This is a genomic window from Stenotrophomonas hibiscicola ATCC 19867, from assembly GCF_000382065.1.
GTDB classification, from domain to species: domain Bacteria; phylum Pseudomonadota; class Gammaproteobacteria; order Xanthomonadales; family Xanthomonadaceae; genus Stenotrophomonas; species Stenotrophomonas hibiscicola.
The window spans coordinates 479,676-503,879 of record NZ_KB907499.1; the positions used below are offsets into that span (position 1 = coordinate 479,676).

General features: G+C 67.9%; 21 protein-coding genes. 13 read left to right on the plus strand and 8 right to left on the minus strand.

Annotated features, from left to right (window positions below; translation table 11 throughout):
• Nucleotides 1-6: 6 nt before the first annotated feature.
• The 10 genes from cpaB to G370_RS0107095 all read left to right on the plus strand — a co-directional run bounded on the left by cpaB (nucleotide 7) and on the right by G370_RS0107095 (nucleotide 11,279).
• Nucleotides 7-1,044, plus strand: coding sequence for a Flp pilus assembly protein CpaB (gene cpaB, locus G370_RS0107050; RefSeq protein WP_019659959.1), 1,038 nt, complete (start codon nucleotides 7-9; stop codon nucleotides 1,042-1,044).
• 18 nt (nucleotides 1,045-1,062) lie between these two features.
• Nucleotides 1,063-2,421: a type II and III secretion system protein family protein gene (locus G370_RS0107055; RefSeq protein WP_019659960.1), complete on the plus strand. Its 1,359-nt coding sequence runs from the start codon at nucleotides 1,063-1,065 to the stop codon at nucleotides 2,419-2,421.
• Nucleotides 2,422-2,448: 27 nt separating this feature from the next.
• Entirely contained in the window at nucleotides 2,449-3,705 is a 1,257-nt protein-coding gene (locus G370_RS0107060) for a CpaE/TadZ family protein (protein WP_019659961.1), read from the plus strand.
• A complete protein-coding gene (locus G370_RS0107065; RefSeq protein ID WP_019659962.1) occupies nucleotides 3,690-5,039 on the plus strand; it encodes a TadA family conjugal transfer-associated ATPase in 1,350 nt (449 codons plus the stop codon). Before G370_RS0107060 ends, G370_RS0107065 begins: the two co-directional genes overlap by 16 nt.
• 2 nt (nucleotides 5,040-5,041) lie before the next feature.
• Nucleotides 5,042-5,998 carry a type II secretion system F family protein gene (locus G370_RS0107070; protein WP_019659963.1) on the plus strand — a complete coding sequence of 319 codons (957 nt, stop codon included), beginning with the start codon at nucleotides 5,042-5,044 and terminating at the stop codon, nucleotides 5,996-5,998.
• Nucleotides 5,999-6,023: 25 nt separating this feature from the next.
• Nucleotides 6,024-6,959, plus strand: a complete 936-nt coding sequence (locus tag G370_RS0107075; RefSeq protein WP_019659964.1) for a type II secretion system F family protein — start codon at nucleotides 6,024-6,026, stop codon at nucleotides 6,957-6,959.
• On the plus strand, nucleotides 6,959-7,849 hold the full coding sequence (locus G370_RS0107080) for a tetratricopeptide repeat protein (protein ID WP_019659965.1): 891 nt from the start codon (nucleotides 6,959-6,961) through the stop codon (nucleotides 7,847-7,849). The genes G370_RS0107075 and G370_RS0107080 overlap by 1 nt, the downstream gene beginning before the upstream one ends.
• Complete coding sequence (locus G370_RS0107085) at nucleotides 7,846-8,304, plus strand: DUF3613 domain-containing protein (RefSeq protein WP_019659966.1); 459 nt, start codon at nucleotides 7,846-7,848, stop codon at nucleotides 8,302-8,304. Before G370_RS0107080 ends, G370_RS0107085 begins: the two co-directional genes overlap by 4 nt.
• 8 nt (nucleotides 8,305-8,312) lie before the next feature.
• Nucleotides 8,313-10,466 carry a TadG family pilus assembly protein gene (locus G370_RS0107090; RefSeq protein ID WP_019659967.1) on the plus strand — a complete coding sequence of 718 codons (2,154 nt, stop codon included), beginning with the start codon at nucleotides 8,313-8,315 and terminating at the stop codon, nucleotides 10,464-10,466.
• Between the two features lie 99 nt (nucleotides 10,467-10,565).
• On the plus strand, nucleotides 10,566-11,279 hold the full coding sequence (locus tag G370_RS0107095; RefSeq protein ID WP_019659968.1) for a DUF2968 domain-containing protein: 714 nt from the start codon (nucleotides 10,566-10,568) through the stop codon (nucleotides 11,277-11,279).
• 67 nt (nucleotides 11,280-11,346) lie between these two features.
• Here G370_RS0107095 and G370_RS0107100 read toward each other — a convergent pair whose 3' ends face one another.
• Complete coding sequence (locus tag G370_RS0107100) at nucleotides 11,347-11,733, minus strand: hypothetical protein (protein WP_019659969.1); 387 nt, start codon at nucleotides 11,731-11,733, stop codon at nucleotides 11,347-11,349.
• A 186-nt stretch (nucleotides 11,734-11,919) separates the two neighbouring features.
• Here G370_RS0107100 and G370_RS0107105 point away from each other — a divergent pair, with 186 nt between their 5' ends.
• Nucleotides 11,920-12,744, plus strand: coding sequence for an alpha/beta fold hydrolase (locus G370_RS0107105; RefSeq protein ID WP_019659970.1), 825 nt, complete (start codon nucleotides 11,920-11,922; stop codon nucleotides 12,742-12,744).
• A 123-nt stretch (nucleotides 12,745-12,867) separates the two neighbouring features.
• Here the strand turns inward: G370_RS0107105 and G370_RS0107110 are convergent, their stop codons facing one another.
• From G370_RS0107110 to G370_RS0107140, 7 genes are all read right to left on the minus strand, one after another.
• Nucleotides 12,868-14,514 (minus strand): MFS transporter, encoded by a 1,647-nt coding sequence (locus G370_RS0107110; RefSeq protein ID WP_019659971.1) that lies wholly within the window; start codon nucleotides 14,512-14,514, stop codon nucleotides 12,868-12,870.
• A complete protein-coding gene (locus G370_RS0107115) occupies nucleotides 14,508-15,791 on the minus strand; it encodes an alginate export family protein (protein ID WP_019659972.1) in 1,284 nt (427 codons plus the stop codon). The genes G370_RS0107110 and G370_RS0107115 overlap by 7 nt, the downstream gene beginning before the upstream one ends.
• Nucleotides 15,770-17,617 (minus strand): amidohydrolase, encoded by a 1,848-nt coding sequence (locus G370_RS0107120; RefSeq protein ID WP_026347017.1) that lies wholly within the window; start codon nucleotides 17,615-17,617, stop codon nucleotides 15,770-15,772. The genes G370_RS0107115 and G370_RS0107120 overlap by 22 nt, the downstream gene beginning before the upstream one ends.
• 119 nt (nucleotides 17,618-17,736) lie before the next feature.
• A complete protein-coding gene (locus G370_RS0107125; RefSeq protein WP_019659974.1) occupies nucleotides 17,737-18,162 on the minus strand; it encodes a DoxX family protein in 426 nt (141 codons plus the stop codon).
• Between the two features lie 2 nt (nucleotides 18,163-18,164).
• A complete protein-coding gene (locus tag G370_RS0107130) occupies nucleotides 18,165-18,821 on the minus strand; it encodes a hydrolase (protein ID WP_019659975.1) in 657 nt (218 codons plus the stop codon).
• Nucleotides 18,818-19,261: a helix-turn-helix transcriptional regulator gene (locus G370_RS0107135; RefSeq protein WP_019659976.1), complete on the minus strand. Its 444-nt coding sequence runs from the start codon at nucleotides 19,259-19,261 to the stop codon at nucleotides 18,818-18,820. The genes G370_RS0107130 and G370_RS0107135 overlap by 4 nt, the downstream gene beginning before the upstream one ends.
• 50 nt (nucleotides 19,262-19,311) lie before the next feature.
• The gene (locus tag G370_RS0107140) at nucleotides 19,312-19,644 is read right to left on the minus strand and encodes a hypothetical protein (RefSeq protein WP_019659977.1); all 333 of its coding nucleotides are present in this window, start codon (nucleotides 19,642-19,644) and stop codon (nucleotides 19,312-19,314) included.
• A 97-nt stretch (nucleotides 19,645-19,741) separates the two neighbouring features.
• Between G370_RS0107140 and G370_RS0107145 the strand changes: the two genes are divergently transcribed.
• Together G370_RS0107145 and G370_RS0107150 are read left to right on the plus strand one after the other, a co-directional pair.
• Complete coding sequence (locus tag G370_RS0107145) at nucleotides 19,742-22,771, plus strand: sensor histidine kinase (protein WP_019659978.1); 3,030 nt, start codon at nucleotides 19,742-19,744, stop codon at nucleotides 22,769-22,771.
• Nucleotides 22,764-23,417, plus strand: a complete 654-nt coding sequence (locus G370_RS0107150) for a response regulator (protein ID WP_019659979.1) — start codon at nucleotides 22,764-22,766, stop codon at nucleotides 23,415-23,417. The genes G370_RS0107145 and G370_RS0107150 overlap by 8 nt, the downstream gene beginning before the upstream one ends.
• Nucleotides 23,418-24,204: the final 787 nt, after the last annotated feature.

Below are 24,204 nucleotides of genomic sequence, written 5' to 3' on the forward strand. Positions count from 1 at the left end.
GGTTCCATGCTCAAGTTGACCCGCATCGCCGCCATCGCCCTGATCGGGTTGGCCGTGCTGCTGGCGGTCATCGCCCTGATGATCGGGCGCAGGCAAGCCGCGCCGGCCACGGTTGCCCCGGCCGCGCAGAGCGAAGCCCAGGCAATCACCGTGGTGGAGGCGGTGGCGCGACTGCCGGCCGGCGAACCCATTTCTGCCAATGGACTGCGCCTGGCGCAGCGCAGCGCCCCGATTGCCGGTGCCGCCTCCAGCATTTCCGCCGTGGTGGGAAAGGTGCCGGTGCAGGACATTGCCGAAGGCACGGCAATCAGCAGCAATGCGCTTGCGCAGGGATTCTCGCTGCAGCTGCGCCCCGGAGAGCGCGCACTCGCGGTACCGGTTGACGAGTTGGTGGGTGCCGGCAACCGCATCGTGCCGGGCGATTTTGTCGACGTGTTCCTCAACCTGCGCAACGCCCAACCCAACGCCAGCGGGCCGGCCGATGCAGCACAGACGCGCCTGCTGTTGTCGCGCCTGCGCGTGCTCAGCTATGGCCAGCAGGACATCGCCCTGGCCAACGCTGGCGCTGTCGCCAGCACTGAAGCCGATGCCCGCAACGATCCACGCGCCGCCGACATCACCGGAAGCAGCAGCACCCAGAGCACGGGCAGCGAGACCACCCAGCCGGCACGCAGCGCGGTACTGGCGGTACCGGTGGCCGACGCCAACCGGCTGTTGCTGGGTGCGCAGCAGGGCAAACTGTTCCTGGCCCTGCGCAACCCTGCCGATCCCGGCCAGCCCGACCTGGCGCTGTTCCCGCAGGCACGCGGTGTGATCGATCCGCTGCGGGGGCTGGATGCGGAACAGCAGCTTGCGCTGCAACGGCCGGAGAATCACGCCTACGCCGGCATCGACGGTGATGCATTGGCCGGCCGCAGCAACACGCCGGCCCGCAGCACCCAGGATGCCACGGCACGCACACCCGCACCCCGGCGCAGCGCCCCGCGCGCATCGGGTATCGAAATCATCCGGGGTGACAGCTCCGCCCCCCGTGGTTCCCTTTGACCTGCATCGAGCGCATCCATGACCGAACGTCGCCGCAGTCCACGCCCTTCCCCCCGCCAGCGCTGGCTGGCCCTGCTGCTGGTGCTGCTGGCACCGGCGACGAGCGTGGCCGCCGACGACCTGGTACTGCAGACGCGCGAGCAGCGCCCCTGGCCCCTGCCGGGTGACCTGGAGCGGGTGGCCATTGCCGATCCGGGCGTGGCCGATATCGTGATGCTGCGCGGCCAGCGCCAGGCACTGCTGGTCGGCAAGGCACCGGGCACCACCACGCTCCTGCTCTGGCACCGCAAGCAGGCCGAGCCACAGCGCCTGCAGGTGCGGGTACAAAGCGCGGTGCAGGGCGCGGCCGACGCGGGCGCGAACGGACTGGTGTTCACCCAGCAGGACAATCAGGGCCTGCTGCAGGGAAGCACCGACAGTGTGCTGTCGCACATGCAGGAACAGAAGACCGCCGCGATGGCCCTGGGCAAGGACGGACTGCTTGCCGACGCATCGACGGTAAGCAGCGGCGGCGTCGTGCAGGTCGAGGTCAAGGTGGTCGAATTCAACAAGACCGCTCTGAAGCAGATCGGCATCAGCTTCCAGAACCGCAATGGCAGCTTCGCCTACGGATTCGCCCGCCCGGGCGGCCAGCTGCCGGGCAACACCGGCATCCTGCCCGGCATGCAGGAAGGCAACTCCAGCAACGAAGCCGAATCGCCCATTTCTTCGGCGTTCCGCCTGGTGTTCGGCTCGACCAAGGGCCTGTGGAATGCCGACGTCGACCTGCTGCAGAGCAATGGCATGGCGCGCGTGCTGGCCGAACCTACCCTCGTCGCATTGTCCGGCCAGAGCGCCAGCTTCCTTGCCGGCGGCGAGCTGCCAATCCTGGAGCCGCAGGGGCTGGGCACCACCACGATCACCTACAAGCCCTTCGGCATCGGCCTGACCGTGACACCGACGGTACTGGCGCCGAACCGCATCGCCTTGAAAGTCGCGCCGGAAGCCAGCGACCTGGACTACAGCAACGCCATCGCGCTCAATGGCGTGCAGATTCCATCGATCACCACCCGCCGCGCCGACACCACGGTCGAGCTGGGCGATGGCGAGAGCTTCGTGATCGGTGGCCTGGTCAGTTCCAACGTGGTTTCCAGCGTCGGCAAGATTCCGCTGCTGGGTGACCTGCCGGTCATCGGCTCGTTCTTCCGCAACTTCGACTACAAGCGCCAGGACAAGGAGCTGGTGATCATCGTCACGCCACGCCTGGTGAAGCCGCTGGCCCGCAACACCGAACTGCCACTGCCCGGCGACCGCGAAGCCAAGCCGCACATGCCCGAATGGGGCGCTTGGCTGCTGGGTCCAATCAGCCAGGACCCGGTACCCGGCTTCTCACGCTGATTCCATGATGCCTGCGATACCACGCCCATGCCCTACGCCACTGCCCAGCCGCTGCATCCGCAAGGACCGCCGATGAACCTGGTCCTCTACGGAATGGATCGCGAACTGCTGCCCCGGCTGGCGGCCAAACTGCCGCCGACCACCACCCTGCACTGGCAGGACAGCAGCGCCCCGACCTCCGCCCAGGACCTGCACCGCGGGCCGCAGAACCTTGTGCTGCTCGACTTCCGCCCCGAGCATGCCGCCGCCTCCAGCGTGCTGGCGCAGCAACTGCAACAGACAGAACCGGACCTCGCACTGGTTGCCGTCGGTGCCACCAGTGCCGGACAGGTAGAGGGCGTCGTCATCGCACTGCGGGCGGGCCTGCGTGACGTACTGGACCTGGACAGCGACAACGCCGGTGTCGAGGCCGCACTGCGTCGTGCCCTGTCACCACGACCAGCTGCCGCCGCGCAGCACGCGCACAAGGCGCGCCTGATCGTCCTGCTGGGCGTGCGCGCCGGGGTCGGCACCAGTACGATGGCCGCGCACCTTTCGGTGCTTGCACAGCAGACCCGTGCGCTGGCACAGGGCGAGGCAGTGCAGCAGGACGGCCTGCTGATGGAACTGGCCCAGCCTTCGGGTGACCTTGCGCTGTACCTCAACCTGGACAGCCGCTTCCATTACGAAGACGCGCTGCGCAACGCCAGCCGCATCGACGCCACCCTCGCCCGCACGGCCATGGCCCGGCACGATTCCGGGCTGGTGCTGCTGGACCGCGCCAGCGGAAGCGACGCGGTGCCGCCGTCCGATCCGGGTGCGCTGCTGCAGCGCCTGCGCACCGTGTTCGCCAGCGTGCTGTGTGATGCCGGCGGCTGCCCGGTGCGCCAGCTGCCACCGCTGCTGCTGGACCAGGCCGACGAGATCTGGCTGGTCACAGATGCCTCGATCGCCACGCTGGTGTCGCTCGATCAGGCACTGAAGCACCTTGCCGGGCAACGCGAACGCGAGAAGCGGCTGCAGCTGGTGATCAACCGCCACGATGACAGCAGCGGAATGAGCCCGGAGCAGATTGCGCGCCGCTTCGAGGTGCCCCTGCTGGCCACGCTTCCCGAGCGCCCCCGCGTGCGCCTGTCAGCGAGCCAGGGCCACCTGCTGCTGCAGGATGCGCCGCGTGACCCCTATCTGCGTGCCCTCGCCCCACTGGTTTCGCGCCTGGACCCGGCCGCTTGCCGGGTGCAGGCGCAGGGCCTGCGGGAAAGACTCTCCCTTGCCCTGGGTGGATCGCAATGGAAGACAAGGTAACCCCTTTCCCGCATGCCGTTGCCCGGCCGGTGCTGCCCGAAAGCACGCCGGGCCATCAGCCGTTCGCGCAGACCGAGCAGTACCAGAAGGTGCTGTCGGCAGCGCATGAGCACCTGCTCAACAGCATCGAGGACGAGCGCATCGACATCGATTCCTGGGCGCCCGACACCATCGCCCGCTGGGTGCAGGTGCAGACGGTGGGCTTCATCCAGGAGTGGCGCATCCCGATCAACGAAGAAGAGATGCAGGTGGTCGCCGACGGCCTGGTCAAGGAGCTGACCGGCTTTGGCCCGCTGGACGACCTGCTGCACGACCCGTCCATCGAAGACATCCTGATCAACGGTTTCAAGGATGTGCATGTTTCCCAGGGTGGCCAGCTCAAGCGGGCCACCCAGCGATTCACCGACGATACGCACCTGCTGCGCATCCTGCGACGTATCCTGGCCCCGCTCGGGCGCCGCCTGGATGACTCCAACCCGATGGTCGATGCGCGTTTGCCCAACGGCGGCCGTCTCAACGCGATCATCTCGCCGCTGGCCGTGGACGGACCGATGGTGTCCATCCGCAAGTTCCGCAAGGATCCATTCACTCCCGATGAACTGCTGGCCAAGGGCACCTTCGACGAACCGATGCACGCCCTGCTGAAGGCGATGGTGCTGGGCCGCTGCAACATCCTGGTATCCGGCGGCACCAGCTCCGGCAAGACCTCGCTGCTGAACGCCCTGGCCAGCTACGTCCCCGCGAACGAGCGCGTGATCACCGTCGAGGACACCGCAGAACTCTCGCTCAACCACCCGCATGTGGTCCGCCTGGAAAGCCGCATCGGTGGCGCCGAAGGCCATGGCGCGGTGAGCATCCGCGATCTGGTCCGCAACAGCCTGCGCATGCGCCCTGATCGCATCGTGGTGGGCGAGGTGCGTGGCGCCGAGGTGCTGGAAATGCTGCAGGCCATGAACACCGGCCACGACGGTTCGATGGCCACCATCCACGCCAATTCACCACGCGACTGCCTGTACCGGATCGAGATGCTTGCTGGATTTGCCGGCTTCCAGGGCAGCGAGGACAGCCTGCGCCGGCAGATCGCCAGTGCCATCGACTTCATCGTGCAGATCTCGCGCCTGGGCAGCGGCCGCCGCGTGCTGGTATCGATCACCGAGATCACCGGTGTCAGCGACAACCTGATCACCACCCAGGAAATGTTCCGCCACGAACTGCAGATCGACGGCAACGGCAAAGAGATCGATCGCTGGGTCGGGCTGGGCTTCCATCCACACTCGCACAAGCTGGAGCCGTTCCGCCAACAGCTGCGCGAATCGCTCTACGGAGACTTCTGAGCATGGGAACCGGCGCGCTGCTGGGCATGTTGAGCATCATCGCGGTGCTGCTGGCGCTGGCAGCCTGGCTGTGGGGCACGGCCAGCAGCCGTGAACAACGCCAGGTTTCAATGCGGCACGCCGAGCAGCAGCTTTCGCGCGGAAGCGCCACGGGCGGGGCACCCGCCGGGCCGTCCGTCACCGCTGCCAACGATCCGGCGCGGCCCGCCAGCACCGGGCGCCGCGTGCTGCCGCTGGATGGCCTGCTGCAGCGCGCAGGGCTGCAGACCGGCTGGAAAATCCCCATCATGCTGCTGGTACCGGGGCTGGTACTGTCGGTGGTAGCGATGGCGCGGCTGGGCACCGCGTGGATGTTTCCGCTGACCCTGCTGCTGTACCTGCTTGGCTGCTGGCTGTGGGTGATGCGGCGGACCACGAAGCTGCGTGCGCAACTGCTGCATCAGCTGCCGGACTTCCTCGACAACCTGGTGCGGCTGACTGCACTGGGCAACAGCCTGCAGGCCGCGTTCCAGGTTGCGTCGATGCAGACCAGCGCGCCGTTGCGCGGGCTGTTGGACACCACGGTGCGCTTTGCGCGCAGCGGCATGGAGTTGGACCGTGCACTCGCGCAGGCCGCGCAACCCTATCGCATGGAGGTGCTGAAGGTGTTGTCGGTGGTGATCGGTGTCAGCGTGCGCATCGGCGGGCGCTCCGACCAGATCCTGCAGCGCATGGGTGATTTCATGCGTGACCTGGAACAGGCGCAGCAGGAGCTTTCGGCGACGACCTCCGAGACACGCATGTCTGCGTGGGTGCTGGGCCTGCTGCCACCGGCCTGCGCGGTGCTGATGGCGATCGCCAGCCCGGACTTCTTCCAGCCGGTGCTGCACGATCCGCTTGGCCACAAGATCCTGCTGCTTGCACTGGGCATGGAGCTTGTCGGCGGCTTCCTGCTGTATCGCCTGGCCAAATCGCTATGAACCCCCGCCCCGCCGGAGACGACCGATGAGCGCCAGCGCCTGGTTCGCCCTCTCCCTGCTCGTGCTGGCTGCCGGCATCGCCCTGCTGGGTATCGGCGGCTGGATACGCAGCCATCGTGAGCAGCGTACAACGGCCACGTTGAAGACCGCCCTGCAGCCGCGCGAGACGTCCCGTGACACCGAACCTGCACGGCACGATTCGCTGGGCTGGCTCGAACGCTTCGGCCGTGCCCTCAGCGGCGGCCGCCTGGAAACGGCATTGCTGGCCAATGAAGACCGGCTGCTGTTGGATCTGGCCGGGTGGAACACCCGTCGCGGTACGGCCATCTACCTCGGCCTGCGCCTGCTGCTGGCCGTGCTGGTGCTGGCACTGGTGCTGACATTCAGCAGCGTCACCGGGCTGGCCAGGATCATGGTGATCATCGGTGCCTTGGCCGCTGGACTGCTGTTGCCCAAATTCGTTCTCTCTTCCTGGGTGAAGCGGCGCCGGCGTGCAGTCGAAACCGAGCTGCCGCTGCTGATCGACCTGCTGCGTCTGCTGCAGGGCGTAGGCTTCAGCATGGACCAGAGCCTGCAGACGCTCGGCGACAAGCTTCGCGATGCATTGCCGGTACTCGGCAGCGAACTTCAGGAGGCCAATGTCGCCTATACCCATGGCCGCACGCGCGCGCAGTCCCTGCGGCGGCTGAGCGAGGTCTATGCCGACGATGACCTGACCAGCCTGATGCAGCTGATCCTGCAGGTGCATGCCCATGGCGGTGCGGTGCAGGAGCCCCTGCGGCAGTTCAGCCTCCGCCTGCGCGAGCAGCGTCGCAACACGTTGAAGGAAAAGGTCGGCAAGCTCTCGGTGAAGATGACCGTGGTGATGATGCTGACCCTGCTGCCAGCGTTGATGCTGGTGCTCGCCGGGCCGGCGCTGGTCGCGCTGGCCACCACCCTGTCCAAGATGGGATCGCCCTGATGCCTGCCCTGCGCACCTCCTGCCTGCTGCTTGCCCTCGCTGCCATCACCAGTGGTTGTGGGTCGACCACGCCGAAGTACCTGCGCGCGCCCAGCCTGGCTGCGCCCGAACCGGCACCGCAGGACAGCCGCAATGCGTACCTGGAGTTGATCGAGCGCATGCAGCAGCAAGGCGCGTGGTATGCCTCGCTCGCCCACGTCGACGCCTTCCGCCAGCGTTACGGCGACCCGCCGGCATTGCGGCTGCTGCAGGCCGATGCGCTGCGAGAGACCGGCCAGGCCGATGCCGCGATCGCACTGTACCGCGCGCTTTCCAGCGGCCCCCAGGCCGCCGCAGCCGCGCATGGGCTCGGCCTGATCGCCGCGCGCCGAGACGACGACGCCGGCAGCGAGCAGGCGCTGGCGCGGGCAACTCAACTGCAACCGTTGAATACCAGCTATCTCGGCGATCTGGGCTATGCGAGGCTGCGCGCCGGGCAGTTCGAGCGCGCGCGCGAACCCTTGGCCAAGGCCCTGGAACTGTCCCCAGGCAATGCCAAGGCCACCGCCAACCTCGCCCTGTGGGCGGTGCTGCGTGGCGACACCGCCACCGCCGAGCGCCTCGCCCAGCAGGCCAACCTCAACAAGGACACCCGGCTCAGCATCCAGCAGCAGGCGGCGCAGATCCGGGCCCGCCTGCAGCAGCGCCAGGCCGCAGCGGCTGCTGCGGCGGTCGTGCCGCCCCCTGTGCGCGCTGTCGACAGCGACGCCACCAACAACCCGCGCGGCGTCACGCGACTGGCGGCGGAACCGCGCCGCGACAGCCGCGACGAACGCGATCCACAGCGCCTGCCGCCCTCGATGCTGGAACGCTTCAACGCCTCCGACCACCCGAACGGAAACACACCATGACCGCGACGCCCCTGGCCCGACGCCTGCTGCCCGCTCTGATCTGCCTGCTGCCGGCCGCCGCAGTGCAGGCGCAGCAACAGCCGCTCACCGGACAGATGCTTGGCCGCAGCACACCGGCAGCGCCGGCTGCGCAGCCGCTGCAGTCCGAGTCATTGCCCGCCGTGGACCTGGCGGCCCGGCCCGCACCAGTGCCGCAGGCGGCGCCTGCTGCAGTGGACATCACCGACGGCAACGCTGCAACCGCGCGACCCGGCCGCAGCCAGATCGGTGATACCGCGCGCAACCTGTTCCGCCTGCAGGCGTCCGGACAGCAGGCCGGGCAGCACCTGCCGATCCTCGGCGACCAGGCGACGCTGAGCTACGCACGCTACATGAAGAGCTTCGAACACGAGATCCCGGACTTTTTTGAAACCGATGTCGCCAAGTCCAAGGGATCATCCTCATCCGGACGCTGAGGTAGGCCATGAAACGCCCACGCCAGTTCAGTTTCAGCCGCGCACGGGGCGGCATGTCGATCACCATGATGCTGGTCATGCTGGCGTTGCTGGCGATGCTGGGCCTGATCGAGATCGGCTACCTGTTCTGGGCCAAGCGCGATGCGCAGAAAGTTGCTGATCTGGCCGCACTGGCCGGAGCGCAACGACTGGAGCTGTGCACCTCGGACAACAGCGACAACAGCGCTGCGCGGCACAGCGCACTCACCCAGAACACGTTCGAAGGGAGCCTGCAGATCCGCTGCGGCAACTGGAGCGCCAACCGCACCACCGCCAACCGCTTCGTCACCACCATCGATGCCAGCAACCCGCGCAATGCCGTGCAGGTCGTCGCGCAGCGCAGCGTGCTGCCGTTCTTCGGGCAGAACACCACCCTGCCCACCGTCAGCGTGGAGGCCGTGGCCCGCCGTTCCGAACCGACTGCGGTGTTCGCGGTCGGTTCGCAGCTACTGCGCACCAATGGCGACTCGGTACTGTTGTCGACCCTGCGCCTGGTCGGCCTGGATGTGACCAACGCCACGGTGCTGTCCTATGACGGCCTGGCGCAGGCCAACGTCACGCCTTCGGGTCTGTTGAAGGCCCTCGACATCCCGGTGAGCGCCAACCTCAGCGTGGCCGACTTCAACCGCCTGCTGTCGGTCAACAAGGTTTCGCTGGCGCAGCTGGTCGACGCCACCGCCACCGTGGTCGGCCGCGACTCCACGGTGGGCGTGCAGCTGCGCGCCCTGTCCGACCTGGTTGCCACCCAGCTGGACATCAACAAGCTCAACATCGTGCTGGGCAGCCAGTCCGGCGGCGGCGGCCTGTTCGCCGAAGTCGTCTCGCCCGACGGCACGGTCGGCAGTGCACTGGAGTCACAGATCAACGTGCTCAACCTGATCAACACTGCGATCTCCATCGCCAACGATGGCAACGGCGTGGCGGTCAAGGGGCTGGACCTGCTGGGCATCAAGATCCAGGCCGGCGTGGTCGAGCCGCCATCGATCGCCATCGGCGGTGTCGGCAGCCGCGCCTACAACGCGCAGGTAAGGCTGGTGGCAGACGTGGACAGCAACAACCTGTTCGCACTGGGGCCACTTCTGAACCTGCTGGGCACGCGCCTGCACCTGCCGCTGCATGTCGATGTCGCCAACGGAATGGGAACGCTGACCGGAATCCAGTGTGGCGCCAATCCACCCAGGGCCACCATCCAGGTGGATTCGTCGGTCCTGCGGGCCTGCGTCGGCAACGTCGATCCATCGCAGCGTTTCTCGAAGAACAATGTCTGCGACGCGACGCTGAACAACGAACAGCTGCTGAAACTGCTCGGACAACCCCTGATCAACGACAAGATCACGCTGCCGGCCCTGACCAGCTCGCAGAACCTCACCCTGGCCGCTGGCGAAACCGGCTCGACGCGCATCAATCCACTTGCTCTCGGCAACGCAGTATCCGACCTTGTCAATGAGCTGCTGCGCGTGCTGTCGGGCATGCTCAGTTCACCCAAGCAGGGCATGAGTGCCAACGACACGGCCAAGGCCCTGGCCGACCGTTACCTGCAGGCCACCTTCCCGCCGAACACCCGGTATGAGGTGGACAAGTTGATTCCACTGCTGCGCGATGGCGACGCCAGCCGGCAACTGGCCCCGCTCAACAGCTGGACCGTACCCGGAGGCCTGCCCTACGCCTGTGGCCTGCTGAACCTGTCCACCTGCCACAAGGACGGTCCGGTCTGGGATGCGTTCAAGGTGACGGTCACCGGTCAAGGACTGGGCGTGCTCGATGGACTGCTCGGCTCGCTGGTGGGCGGCCTGCTGATCAACCGCTGCGACAGCCTGCTGGGTAACCTGATCGACTACAACGGCTGCGTGCGCAACAACCTGGCCTCGTACATACAGACCGCGCCGGCCGGGTTCCTTGACGGCACCGGCGGCACCGGCGTCACCAACCCCGATGGCACGGTCAGCTGCAGCGGCCTGCTGTGCACGCTGCTGAAGCCGATCCTGTCCGCCTTGCGCCCGGTCCTCAACAGCGTCGGCACCTTGCTGACCAACCTGCTGGCCAGCGTGCTGGGCCTGGAGCTGGGGCGCACCGACGTCAACGTGCAGTCGATCCAGTGCAGCGCCGCACAGCTGGTCTACTGACCCGTGACGGGCGCCCTTGGCGGCGCCCGCGCACATGCTAGACTCCCGGCGGGGAACCACTTTCATCTCAACCCACACTCATCCGTGGATGGTCTAGACATGCGAGAAACTTCAGGGGGCGCGGTCTTCGCCCGGCGCGCGTACGGCGCGGCACTGCTGGCCGTGAGCATGATGCTGGTGGCACCAGCGGCGATGGCTGCCCGTGGCGACCGCGAAGCTGCCGCAGAGCCGGCCGCTCGTAGCGCACCGGTGGTGCGCAATACCGTTGACGAGCTCAAGCAGCTGATGGATGCCCGCCAGCTGACCGAGCTGCGCACCACCTACAACGGCAATTACGGCGCCAGCCTGCTGTTCAACGCCAACACCCTGACCTACTACGTCGCCCTGTTCCAGGAGAAGAATTTCTGGCGGGTGATCAAGACTGACGCCGTCGACAACGCCGAGCGTGTCTACCGCACCTTCGCGCAACAGTCCGAGCAGCTTGCCCAGGTCTACATCGACACCACCCGCCTGGAAGCCGGCAAGCGCTATACCGAGCGCCTGGTGGCCTACAACGAGGAACGCCTGCGCACCCTGCAGCAGGAAATGGAACAGCAGCAGGCGCAGTCGGCCCAGGTCAGCGCGGCCCTGCAGCAGGCCCAGCAGCAGGCAGTCAGCCTGAGCAGCGACGTGCAGAGCACGAACAGCCAGCTGGACGCCCTGCAGCGCCGCATCCAGATCCTGCAGGCCGAACAGGGCAACCCGGAGCTGAGCCTGCCCAAACCGGACAGCGTGCCCTCGCCGGCACCGGCGACGGCCAGCGACGGTCGCTGAGGTCCGGCACCTGGCATCTGCTCTCAACGGCGCCCTTGGGCGCCGTTGTCGTTTCTGGCACCTGGATTCAACGGCACGCGTCATGCACCGCATCATCCAGCTGCCGCCGCTGTACGAAGTCCAGGCGCTTGGCCTGGGCGAGCGCCTTCCCGCGTTGCTGCCGCGCGTGCTCACAGGCGGCGGGATCGGTGCTGATGGGTATCAGAGCGGCCCGCGCACGCCCCTGCTGCACCACACGCGGACGGCTTGAGGCCGAGCTCGCTGGCTTGGCCACGGTCGCACCTGTCGAAGGCGGCTCCGGCGGCACCTCCCAGCGCCATTCCGCACGCCCCTGGCACGGCGTCTGCTGGTAGACAGGATGCGGCCCGTCCACGCATTTGTAGACGTTGGTCCGGGCGTGCGCCGCTGTGGTCAGCAGCAGGCACACCCACAGGCTCCAGAACGCATTCGACATTGCAGGCTCCTCGACAGGGCAGCCGCCATCGTCAATGCCGGAACGGCTTCGTGCTAGAGCGGTATGCGTCACATCCGGCGCAATCCAGCACAGCCGTGCAAGTCGCCGCTCTTGCGCTGCGCTGTACTGCCGGAGGCTCCGGCATCCACGCCGCGGCCGTCCCTCCCTTCCGCCAAGGAAACCACAATGAGCAACTTCATCACCGTCGCCGACGGCGCCCGCATCTTCTACAAGGATTGGGGTACCGGCCAGCCGATCGTCTTCGCCCACGGCTGGCCGCTGTCGTCCGATGCCTGGGATCCGCAGATGCTGTTCATGGGCCAGAACGGCTTCCGCGTGGTCGCCCATGACCGTCGCAGCCACGGCCGCTCCAGCCAGACCTGGGACGGCAACAACATGGACACCTACGCCGATGACCTGGCTGCAGTGATCGAGACGCTGGACCTGAAGGATGCGATCCTGGTCGGCCATTCGACCGGCGGCGGCGAAGTGGCCCACTACATCGGCCGCCACGGCAGCAAGCGCGTGGCCAAGGTGGTCCTGGTCGGCGCGGTGCCACCGCTGATGCTGAAGACCGATGCCAACCCGGCCGGCACGCCGCTGGAGGTGTTCGACGGCATCCGCAAGGGAACGGGCGGTGACCGCTCGCAGTTCTTCAAGGACCTGACCACACCGTTCTTCGGTGCCAACCGCGATGGCAATACCGTCACCGAGGGCATGCGTGATGCGTTCTGGCTGCAGGGCATGCTCGGTGGCGTCAAGGGCCAGTACGACTGCGTGCACGAATTCTCGGAAGTGGACTACACCGAAGACCTGAAGAAGATCGACGTGCCGGCGCTGGTGGTACACGGCGATGACGACCAGATCGTGCCGTTCGATGCCTCGGCGAAGCTGTCCTCGCAGATCATCAAGGATGCCGAGCTGAAGGTGTACGCCGGCGCGCCGCATGGCCTGACCGTCACCCACGCCGACCAGTTCAACGCCGACCTGCTGGCGTTCGCGCGCAAATGATGTCCCGCGGCGGCGCTGCACCGGCGCTGCCGCTCCTTCGGTAGTGCCGGCCGCTGGCCGGCAACCCGATCATCCATCGTGATCACGCGGAGCCGGCCAGCGGCCGGCTCTGCCACCTGCGGGTCAGATGTCGGTGTGGTGATGCGGCACGGCGGCAGGCAGCGGGTCATGCCCTCCCACGAAGTGACGCACCACGGGGGCGCGCTCGCCGCGATGCAGCTCCCGCAGCACTTCCTGGATGGCCTTGTCATCCGCGGTGATGCGCTCGTGCTGGCGCAGGTGCTCCAGCCACGACGGGGTCACGAAATACTCCAGGTGGATGCCCGGGCTGGCCACGTCCTCGACGACACCCCAGACCACCGCACCGTCGCGGCGACGGATCGTGCCCAGCGCGCGCATCTGCGCCTGGAACTTGGCACGGTCAGCATCGTCGATGCGGTACTCGATGGTAACCAGCACCGGCCCCCGATCATTCGACACCGGCACCGACAGTTCCGGCGCCGGCCAGTGCCCGGCCGGACGCAGGTTCAGATCCTCGGTGCCAGCAATGCGCACGCGCCACACCAGCAATCCGCCGATCACCGCACCTGCGGCAGCCACCAGCAACGCCAGCTCCGGCGACGTACGCTGTGCGAGCGCGCCCCAGCTCAGGCCGCCGGCGGCCATGCCGGCAGAGAACACCATGATGTACAGCGCCAGCGCACGCGCACGTACCCATGCCGGAACCGCAGTCTGCGCAGCGATCTGCAGCGACGACAGCACGGTGATCCACGCAAATCCATTGACCAGCATCACCGCCGGAAGCACGTACCAGCTGCGGGTCAGCGCCAGCCCGACCAGGCTCAGGGCCAGCGACAAGGTCGCCAGCAGTACCAACAGGTCACGATCCAGTTGCGCACGCAGCTTCGGCAGCAGCAGCGCACCGCCCACTGCGCCGATGCCGATGCAGCCCAGCAGCATGCCGTACTGCCCCGCCCCGCCATGCATCTGCCCACGCACCACCACCGGCAACAGCGCGTTCATCGCCGCGGCAAAGAAGAAGAAGCCGACCGACTTGATCAGCACCGCCTGCAGCCGCCCGGCGCGGCTGGCGTAACGCAGGCCCGCCTTCAAGCCGGCACCGAAACCTTCCGGTGGCAGGCTGGACTGCTTGGGATCACGCGTCCAGCCCCACACCACGAACAGCATCGCGGCGAAGGTGATGGCGTTGAAGCCGAATGCCCACACCGCACCCAGCTGCGCCACGATCACGCCACCAATGGCCGGGCCGATCGAGCGCGCGATGTTGATGCCGATCGAGTTCAGCGCCACCGCCGAGGCCAGCATCGGCTGGGGTACCAGCTCGGAGACAATGGCGGCCTGCGCGGGCATTGCCATCGCCGCACCACAGCCCATGCAGAAGGTCAGCAGCACCAGCAACTGCGGGGTCAGCAGGTCCATCGCGGTCAACGCGGCCATCGCTGCGGCCACCAGCAGCATCCAGCCCTGGGTCGCCAGCAGGTACTTCCGGCGATCGACAATGTCGGCCAGGGTGCCGGCAGCGAGCGCCAGCAGCACGATCGGCACCGTGGTGGCCGATTGCACCAGGGCCACCATCAACGGCGAACCGGTGCGTTCGGCCATCACCCAGGCGGCGGCTACATCATTGACCCAGGTGCCGATGTTGCTGGCCAGGATTGCCAGCCAGATCGAACGGAACATCTGGATCTTCAGCGGGGACCAGGCGCCTGCGGCCTGTGTGGAGTGTTGCGACGCGGTTGCGTTCACCATTGCCATGCTCCAACGATCGAGGCGAACAGCGTGTCCTGGCCTCCGGCCTGCTTCAGTGCAGGACCGGCGTCGACCCAGGCCAGCTGCAGCTGCCATTGCCAGTGTTTGCTGGCCTGCCAGCGGGTTTCAGATTTGTACTGGGTGCCGATGCGGCGCGCGCCACCGGCGCTCCCCGGCAACGCCAGCAGCGGTGCCGGTGTGGTGTAGACCGCATCGGCACGACGCTGCTTCCACGCCATCTGTACGCCCAGTTCCGTGGTCACCGCATGATGCAGGCGCAGGGTCAGGGTCGGTTGCAGGTCCATCAGGTTGGCCGGGGCCAGCAGGCTGGCCTCGCTGAAGTAGGCCGATTTAGGGAACAGTGCATTGAAGGTTCCCAGGCGGCCGTCATGCAGCTTGCCGTCGCCACTGGCGATATCCGCCTTCAGCCCCAGCCTCGGTTGCAGCGGCCGCTCGGTCCAGCGCCAGCCCGTGTCGGTCGCCAGCGTCCAGGCACGGACGTCGAGTGGGCCGGTGGCGGCACGCAGTTCACCGCCCTGCGCCACCAGCTCACTGTTCCAGTCCAGCAGACCTGACTGGCCGAACCAGCGCGCACCGAGTGTCTGCCGGCGCTCGGTTCCCGAGCCCGCCGCAAAGCGCGCACCGTCGCGACGATAGTCCAGCAGGTACAGATCCCACTGTCCCACGCCCTGCCCGCGTGCCGCGGTGGCATAGGCACCCCACAGGTGCGCACCGTGTTCGCTGCGATCATCAAAGGCACCCGGCCGGTTCTCGACCGGCCGCAGGGCCATCAGGTCAAGCGTGCCGAGCCGCCCCTCCCAGCCCAGGCGCGCACCATCGAAGGCCAGGCGGATGTTCGGCCCATCGCGTACCGACAACAGCCGCGAGCTGCCATAGCCGGCTTCCTGCCGGCCGAGCTGCACATGGAAGCCACCGCGCTGCCAGCGCCAGTACGCCTGCTGCACGTCCAAGGCACCACGGTCGGTGCGGCCCGGGCCGCCTGCCTTGCCATTCTCGGCATGCACGCCCAGCTGCAGTTTTGCCTGCCAGGTGTCCTCCACATAGGTGGCCGACGCCAGTGCGCGCAGCAGGCCATAGCCATCTTCGCTGCCGCCGATACCGAACCGGGTCGGGTCGTAGTACAGGCCACGCAGGCGCAGCGATGCGTCCAGCTGCAGCTCGCCGTTGCCCGCGTCGCTGCAGCGGCCGCCCTCGCAGGCCAGCGCCAGCGAGGGCACGGACAGTAGCGCCAGGCTCAGAACGCGAAGCACGAGCATCCCATCGCGCCCCAGAACCCGGCCAGGTCATCGGTCGGCGCCGCGTGATGCGCGGCATGACCGTGAGCACCATGCGTACTGCAGGCCACACCGTGATGGTGGCGATGGGCAGCGGCCAATCCGGTGGCGGCACCACCAACGTGGTAACCACCGAACCGGTTGACCGGCGACCAGTCCGGCATCGCCGGCGGCAGCTGCGGCGCCAGCCCAGCATAATCGCCGTCGGCGTGCACGATGCGCCCGCCGACCACGGTCAGCATGCTGGTGATGTCGGCGATCTGCGCGTCGTGGACGCGGAAGAAATCGGCCGAGAGCAGGATGAAGTCGGCCAGCTGACCAACCTTCAATGTCCCCTTCACTGCTTCGTCGCCGGAGAACCAGGCGCTGCCCTGGGTCCACAGGCGCAGCGCCTGCTCGCGTTCGAGCAGGTTTTCCTCGCCATACAGGGCCAACCCGCCCACGGTGCGCCCGGTCACCAGCCAGGACAACGCCACCCACGGGTTGTAGCTGGCCACGCGGGTGGCGTCGGTGCCTGCGCCCACCGGCACGCCCTCGGCCAACATGCGCTTGACCGGCGGCGTGTGCCGTGCCGCCTGCACGCCGTAGCGCTCGACGAAGGCTTCGCCCTGGTAGGCCATGCGGTGCTGCACGGCGATACCCCCACCCAGCGCGCGGATGCGCTCGATATTGCGCGGAGTGATGGTCTCGGCGTGGTCGATGAACCAGTGCAGGCCATCGAATGGCACCTCGCGGTTGACCTGTTCGTATACATCCAGGATGCGGGTGATGCTCTCGTCGTAGGTGGCGTGGATGCGGAACGGCCAGCGCTTCTCGACCAGCAGCTTCACCACGTCGTGCAGTTCGGGCTCCAGCTCCGGCGGCAGTTCCGGGCGCGGCTCGTTGAACAGTTCGAAGTCGGCGGCGGAGAACACCAGCATCTCGCCCGCGCCGTTGTGGCGCAGCAGGTCATCGCCCTGGCGCGGCTGCAGGATCTCGCTCCAGCCACGGAAGTCATCCACTTCCCTGCCCTTGTTCTGGGTGAACAGGTTGTAGGCGATGCGCACCGTCAGCTGGTCATCGCGATGCAGCTGCTCGATGACCTGGTAGTCCTCGGGGTAGTTCTGGAAGCCACCGCCGGCGTCGATCACCGAGGTGATGCCAAGCCGGTTCAGTTCGCGCATGAAGTGGCGCGTCGAGTTGGCCTGGTACTCGATCGGCAGGCGCGGGCCCTTGGCCAGCGTCGCGTAGAGGATCAGCGCATTCGGCTTGGCCAGCAGCAGCCCGGTCGGGTTGCCCAGCGAATCGCGCACGATCTGGCCACCCGGCGGATCCGGTGTGTCCTTGCTGTAGCCGCACGCACGCAGCGCGGCGCGGTTGAGCAGCGCGCGGTCGTACAGGTGCAGCAGGAACACCGGCGTATCCGACGCGATGTCGTTGAGCTCCTGCAGCGTCGGCAGTCGCTTCTCGTTGAACTGTGCGGCGGTGAAGCCACCGACCACGCGCACCCACTGCGGTGCAGGGGTGCGGTCGACCTGGGCCTTCAACATGTCCAGGGCGTCGCCCAGCGAACGCAGGCCGTCCCAGCGCAGTTCAAGGTTGTAGTTCAGGCCACCACGGATCAGGTGGGTATGGCTGTCGTTGAGGCCGGGCAGCAGGCGCCTGCCCTGCGCGTCGATCAGCGTCGCTTCATTGCCCCAGCCGCGCATGATCTCCTCGTCGCTGCCGACGGCGACGATGCGGCCCTCCTGCACGGCCAGTGCCTGGGCGTGCGGCTGCTGAGGGTCGAGGGTGGTGATGCGGGCATTGCGGATGACCAGGGTGCTCATGCGACGCTCCTTGGAAGTGGAATCGAGTGCGGCAGCGGCACGACCGGCCAGGCCGAGCGCAACCGCGGCGCCGCTGGCCAGCATCACGGTGCGGCGGCCGTGGTCGAGGGGATCGTGACTCATGCGAGGTCTCCCGGAAGGCGATGGACGTCCAGTGCCCAGGTGCCGGGCCCGGCCAGCGCGATGGCCAGCAGTACCGTGGTCCACATCAACGGGTACTCACTGCCACCGCGCATCCAGAACCAGCCCCTGGGCAGGGCCAACAGCACGGTGAAGCCGATGAAGGCGGCCGCTGCAAGCGCGGCAATGCGGGTCTGCCATCCCAGCAGCACGGCCAGCCCGGACAGCACCTGCGACAGGGCCAACAGCAGCGGCAACGGCGCCACTGCCGGCAGCCCGAAACCGCGCAGCTCGGTGGCGAAGCCGGCCAGCCCCGGTCCGCCGAACCAGCCAAACAGCTTGCCCAGCGCGTGCGGCAGCAGGAAGCCTCCTGCCGCCACGCGCAGCATCAGCAGGGCCAGGTCAAGGCCATGGCCGGCCAGCATGCTCAGTGCCCGCCTTCCTGCGCGCCGAACATGCGCTTGGCATACTGGATGCCGATGCCGTAGCCGCCGGCGTGGTCGCGGGCGATGCCGGTGGTCAGGTCGTAGGTTTCACCCCGCGCCCAGTCGCGCTGCAGCTCGAGCAGGTACTGCACGCTGGTCATCGGAACCGCGCCGGCCTGCACCATGCGGGTGATCGCACGCTCGTGCGCTTCTTCGCTGACATCGCCACAGGCATCGGTGATCACGTAGACCTCGAAGCCCTGCGCCAGCGCAGACAGCGCCGGACCCACGATGCAGACACTGGTCCATAGGCCGGCAAGCACCAGCCGACGCTTGCCGATGCGGTTGATCTCGTCTATCACCGGCCGGTCTTCCCAGGTATTCATCGACGTGCGGTCGAACACCGGCTGGCCGGGGAAGATCTGCGGCAGTTCCGGGAACATCGGCCCGGAGAACGACGCTTCGGCGACCGTGGTCAGCACCACCGGCACCTTGAACCCCTTGGCGCCCTTGCTGATCAGCGACACGTTGTTGCGCAGCGTGGAGATATCGATGGTGTGGGTGGCGAACGCCATCTGTGACTGGAAGTCGATCAGCACCAGGGCATGGTCGGTGGGCGACAGCAGGGCCGGGGCGGGCGTGGCGGTGGCATGGGTCATGGATGGACTCCGTTGGAAACACGATCAAGGGGAAGCGACAGGGCGGCATCGCCGGCCAGGTACTGGCCGGGGCTGCAGCCGGTCTCCGCGCGGAAGCTGCGGACGAAGTGGCTCTGGTCGAAGAAGCCCAGCTGCTGGGCCAGGCACGCCATCGGCAACTGCGCGCCAGGCAGCAGCTGGCGTGCGCGTTCGATGCGGCGACGGCGCACATAGCGCAGCGGGCTGGCGCCGGTGCCGCTACGGAACAGGCGCACAAGGTGGAAGCGGCTGACGCAGGCGACGGCCGCCAGTTCGGTGACCCGCAGCGGCTGCGACAGATGCTCATCGACATAGCGCAGGGCGCGCTGCAGTGCGGCGGCCTGCTGCGGTGCCAGTGGCGCGGCGGGCGGATCGGGCGGAGTGACGGTGACCATGCGGGGCGCCGCGAGGGGGTGCCCCATGGTGCGTGGCCGTTGCGCGATGCCCTACCCCCGTCGGTCGAGGCCGGCACCTACCCGAATGGGGGAGGCCGACGGCCGAGCAGGCGGCGCCCGAACAGGCACGCGTCCAGTGAATAAGCCCCCGGCCCCACAAGCAGCAGCGCCGGCGGCAGTGCCACCAGTGGCCAGGGCGCCTGCTGCGCGAACAGGCCCACGGCCGCCGTGAGCGCTGCCAGTGGCGTCAACATACCCAGTGCAAGCATGGCCGCTGCAAGCAGGCACAGCGCCGACCACCCACTGCCCTGAGCATCCGGCGCGCACAGCGCGGCGGTCACGCACAGCCGGAACCACAGCAGGCCGATGCCCGGCCCCCGATCAGGGAACATCACGAACAGGCGCTGCATGGCCAGGTTCCAGGAGGAGATGCCGGCGTGATAGCCGACCGCAGCGGCCACCGCCTACCCCGTTCGGGTCACCCCGGGCTGCCCCACACCTGCCAGAATGCGCGCCATGCGTGGCCGCCCCTTCCCGTTCCTGCGTCGCCTGCCGGCGCTGCTGACGTGCCTGCTGCTGTTGACCGCCCTGCCCGCCCTTGCCGTGCAGCGCCCGCCGGTGAGCGGTGGCCTGCCCGATTACGAACATACCGCCTGGCGTGTCGGCCAGGGCGCCCCAGGCGATATATGGGACATTGCCCAGGACCGTGAGGGCCTGTTGTGGCTGGCTACCGGCTCGGGCCTGTACCGCTTCGATGGCCGTCGCTTCGAACGGCAGGCAGCGCCCGTCGGTAGCCAGTTCCCGTCCACCAACATGGTCACGCTGGCGCATGCCGCCGACGGCGCCCTGTGGATCGGCTACTTCCAGGCCGGCATCAGCCGCTTCGCGCAGGGACGGCTGCACAGCTACGGCCGTGAGCAGGGGGTGCCGGTCGGCGTGGTGCCGCGCTTCAGCCAGGATCGCGATGGCCAACTCTGGGCGGCGATCAATGGCGGGCTGCGCCGCTTTGACGGACACCGCTGGCAGCCACTGCCGGCCGCTGCCGGCCTGCCCGAGCACCGTGTGCAGTGGGTGCTGCACGACAGCCGGGGCAGGTTCTGGGTGCTGGCCGGCCTGAAGATCTGGATGCGCGCGGCGGGCCAGACCGCGTTCGAGGACACCGGCATCGCGGTCTCGCAGATGGCGACGCTGGCCGAAAGCCCGCAGGGTGAAGTGTGGCTGGCCGACCGGGTGCGCGGCACCTCGCCACTGGCGAACGCGCAGGGTCTGCTGGCAGACAGCGAACGTGAGGCACGGCGGCTGCCGGAACTGGTCGCTGCGCGCCTGCAGTTCACTGCCGATGGCGCGCTGTGGGCCACGATGAGTCCGCACGGCGGCGTTGCCCACATCACCTTCGCCGGCACCCGGGCCGTGCGCATGGAACGCTTCGATTCGCCGCAAGGACTGACCGCCACCTCGGCCGTGCCGATCATCGTCGATCGCGAAGGCAATCTCTGGATTGGCACCAATCTCGGCCTCAACCGTTTCCGCGCACGCAGCGTGCACACCCTGGCGGTGGGTCCAAGCGATCCCTACCGCTCGCTGGTACGGGCCAGCGATGGCCGCGTGTATGGCTATGGCGAAGACCTCAAGCCCTACGACCTGCGGCGCACCCTGCTGGATGGCAGCGCCACGCAGCTGCAGGCTGCCGCGCGCCAGGCACCCACGCCGATCTGGCAGTTCGACTGGGTCAACCTCGCGCGCACGGTCGCCGGCCACACCACATTGATCCCGCTGCCGGCGCCGTTCACCGGGCAGCCGCTGCATGCCCTGTTGTTCCCCGATGACGGACAGGCCTGGGTCTGCACCGGCGAACGCGGGGTGCTGCACTACCAGCATGACCAGTGGCAACGTGAAATCCGCCTGCCCGAGCAGGCCTGCTCATCGCTGGCGCTGGATGCGGATGGCCAGCTGCTGCTCGGCTATGCCGATGGCCGCCTGCGCCGCCTGGGTGCGAATGGCACCGAGAGCTTCGACTCCGGGGACGGCCTGTCGGTAGGGCCGATCACCGCGATGCTGCACCACCGGGACCTTCTGCTTGTCGCCGGCGAGGCCGGGCTGGCAGCACGCCTGGGCAATGGCCGTTTCGTTCCGGTGCGCACTGACATGGCCGGCGTACTGGAAGGCATCACCGGCATGGTCACCGATGCACATGGATACCTGTGGCTCAACGGCAGCCGTGGCCTGGTTCGCCTGGAAACCGGCCTGCTGCGCCGCGCCGTGCGCAGCGGCCTGCCGGTCATGCCACGCCTGTTCGACGCAGCTGACGGCATGCCGGGCATTGCCCTGCAGAGCGGACCGATCGCCACCGCAACGCTGGCCGACGACGGCCTGCTGTGGTTGGCCACCAACCAGGGCCTGGCCTGGCTGGACACCACCCGCTCGCACGTCAATACGATGGCTCCCAGCGTGCGCATCGGCGAGGTGCTGTATGGCAGCGAGCACGCGCCGCTACGCGATGGTCTGCGCCTCCCGGCCGGCACCAGCCAGCTGCAGATCGATTACGTGGCGCTGTCGTTGGCACGTCCGGAGCGCAACCGATACCGCTACCGCCTGTCGGGCGTGGATGACGGCTGGCAGGACGCTGGCAGCAGCACACGTGCGTATTACACCAACCTCGCGCCCGGCAGCTACCGGTTCGAGGTGGAAGCCGCCAACGAGGATGGCATCTGGAGCACCGCACCGGCCAGCCGCAGCTTCCGCATCGCTCCCACCTTCATGCAGACCCTGTGGTTCAAGCTGCTGTGCACCGCCGCCGTGCTTGCACTGCTGGTGCTGGCCGTACGCATCCGCAGCGGCCAGCTGGCAGCCTTGTTCCGCGCGCGCCTGCAGGAGCGCAACGGCGAACGCGAACGCATCGCGCGCGACCTGCACGACACCCTGCTGCAGGGTAGCCAGGGCCTGATCCTGCGCCTGCACGCGATCAGCCAGTCAGCGCAGACGCCGGAACCGGTGCGCAGCCAGCTTGAGTCAGCGATGCAGCTGGCCGAGCGCAACCTGGCCGAGGGTCGCGAGCGGGTAAATGCGCTGCGCGAGGCGCCGTTCGCGGGCCGCGACCTCGCTTCGGCGCTGGCCGACGTGCACGCCGAATACGCCGGGCATGGCATCAATCCCCTGCGCCTGACCGTGGAAGGCGCGACGCCACCGCTGCAGGCCGACGCGGCCGAGGAGGTGTTCCTGATCGGGCGCGAGGCCATCCGCAATGCGCTGCGTCATGCCAACGCCAGCGCCATCGAAGTGGAACTTTCCTACGGAACGCGCTGCTTCCTGCTGCACGTGCGCGACGATGGCGTGGGCATCACCCACGAAAATGCCGGCCATGGCCATTGGGGCCTGCAGGGCATGCGTGAGCGCGCCCAGCGCCTCGGCGCGGAACTGCAGCTGTGGACCCGCCCCGGGCTGGGTACCGAAGTCGCGCTGGCAGTTCCGGCCCGGCGGCTGTATCAGCGCCGCCGATCGCGTTGGCATTGGCCCTGGAGTAGAGAAAACCATGACTGAGTCCCCTGCCCCGATCGGCGTGCTGGTGGTCGACGACCACCCGCTGCTGCGTGATGGCCTGGCGGCACTGTTGGGCGCTCATGCCGACCTGCGCCTGCTCGGCGAAGCCGCCGATGGCGAAGAAGCCATCGCACGCTACCAGCAGTTGCAGCCTGACGTCGTGCTGATGGACCTGCAGATGCCCCGCCTGGATGGTGTGGAAGCCATCGTGCGGATCCGCGCGCTGGACCCACGCGCACGCATCATCGTGCTGACCACCTATCGCGGTGACGTACGTGCGGTGAGGGCACTGCAGGCCGGCGCCAGCGCGTATCTGCTGAAGGACATGCTGCGCCACGAACTGGTCGACACGATCCGCATGGTGGCCGGTGGCCGCCGTGCGCCGATTCCTCCAGCGGTGGCCGCCAGCATCGCCGCGCATGTGATCGAAGACCGCCTGTCACCGCGCGAGACCGAGGTACTGCGGCACGTGGCCGGAGGGCTGTCGAACAAGCGCATCGGCGAGCGCATGCAGATTTCGGAGCAGACGGTGAAGGCGCACATGAAAAGCCTGATGGACAAGCTCGGCGTGGGTGATCGCACCCATGCGGTCACCCAGGCGCTGCGGCGCGGCATCATCAGCCTGGACGACAGCGGGCACGATTAGGGGGGGGGGGTTCGGCAGGGCCTGCAGCCCTGCACCCGCGGTAGTGCCGGCCGCTGGCCGGCAACCTCAACAGCAAAATCAAAAGCGGGCTCTCCGTGGGATGGCGCGGCGGTGTCGGACTGCGGGGACGCTGCAAGTACGTCCCTGTAAGCTTGGCAGCCGCATCCATGCGGCTGACACCCCGCACTCCGACACCGCCCCACCTCTGACAGATTCCGATGGCGGTTGGTAGGTGTCGACCTTGGTCGACACTTCTGTCAGATATCGAAATCAATCAGGGGTCAGATCCGTTTTCCGAAGGAAAACGGATCTGACCCCAAGAGCCATTCCAACAGACCGCAGGAACCTGTCGAAGGCGGGGTGGGTCCGGTTGCGGGGGCGTGAGCGCCATGGGCCCGAGGCATGCCTCGGGCGGGTTGGGCAGGACGCCCAACCCCGGTCTTGCCGTGTGCGCAGGACAGCGCACACGAGCAAGGCGCGACCGAGCCCCCATGGGTGAGGGCGCTTCGCTTGCGAAGCATTGCTTCGCAAGCGCCCGAACGCCCAGCCGCCAGCGGCTGGGCCGGACTGGGGATTCACGGCGTCCCCCGCAACCGGACCCACCCCGCCTCCCTACAGGAACCCCGCTGTTGCTGTTGCTGTTGCTGTTGCCTCCAGCAGGTGCAGGGCTGCAAGCCCTGCCAAACACCCCCCTTACTTCAAGCGCAGCAGCAGGCTGCCGCCCGCACACACCACCGCCAGCCAGGCCACGCCGTGCCACCCCCACTGTGCCAGCGCCAGGCTGCCC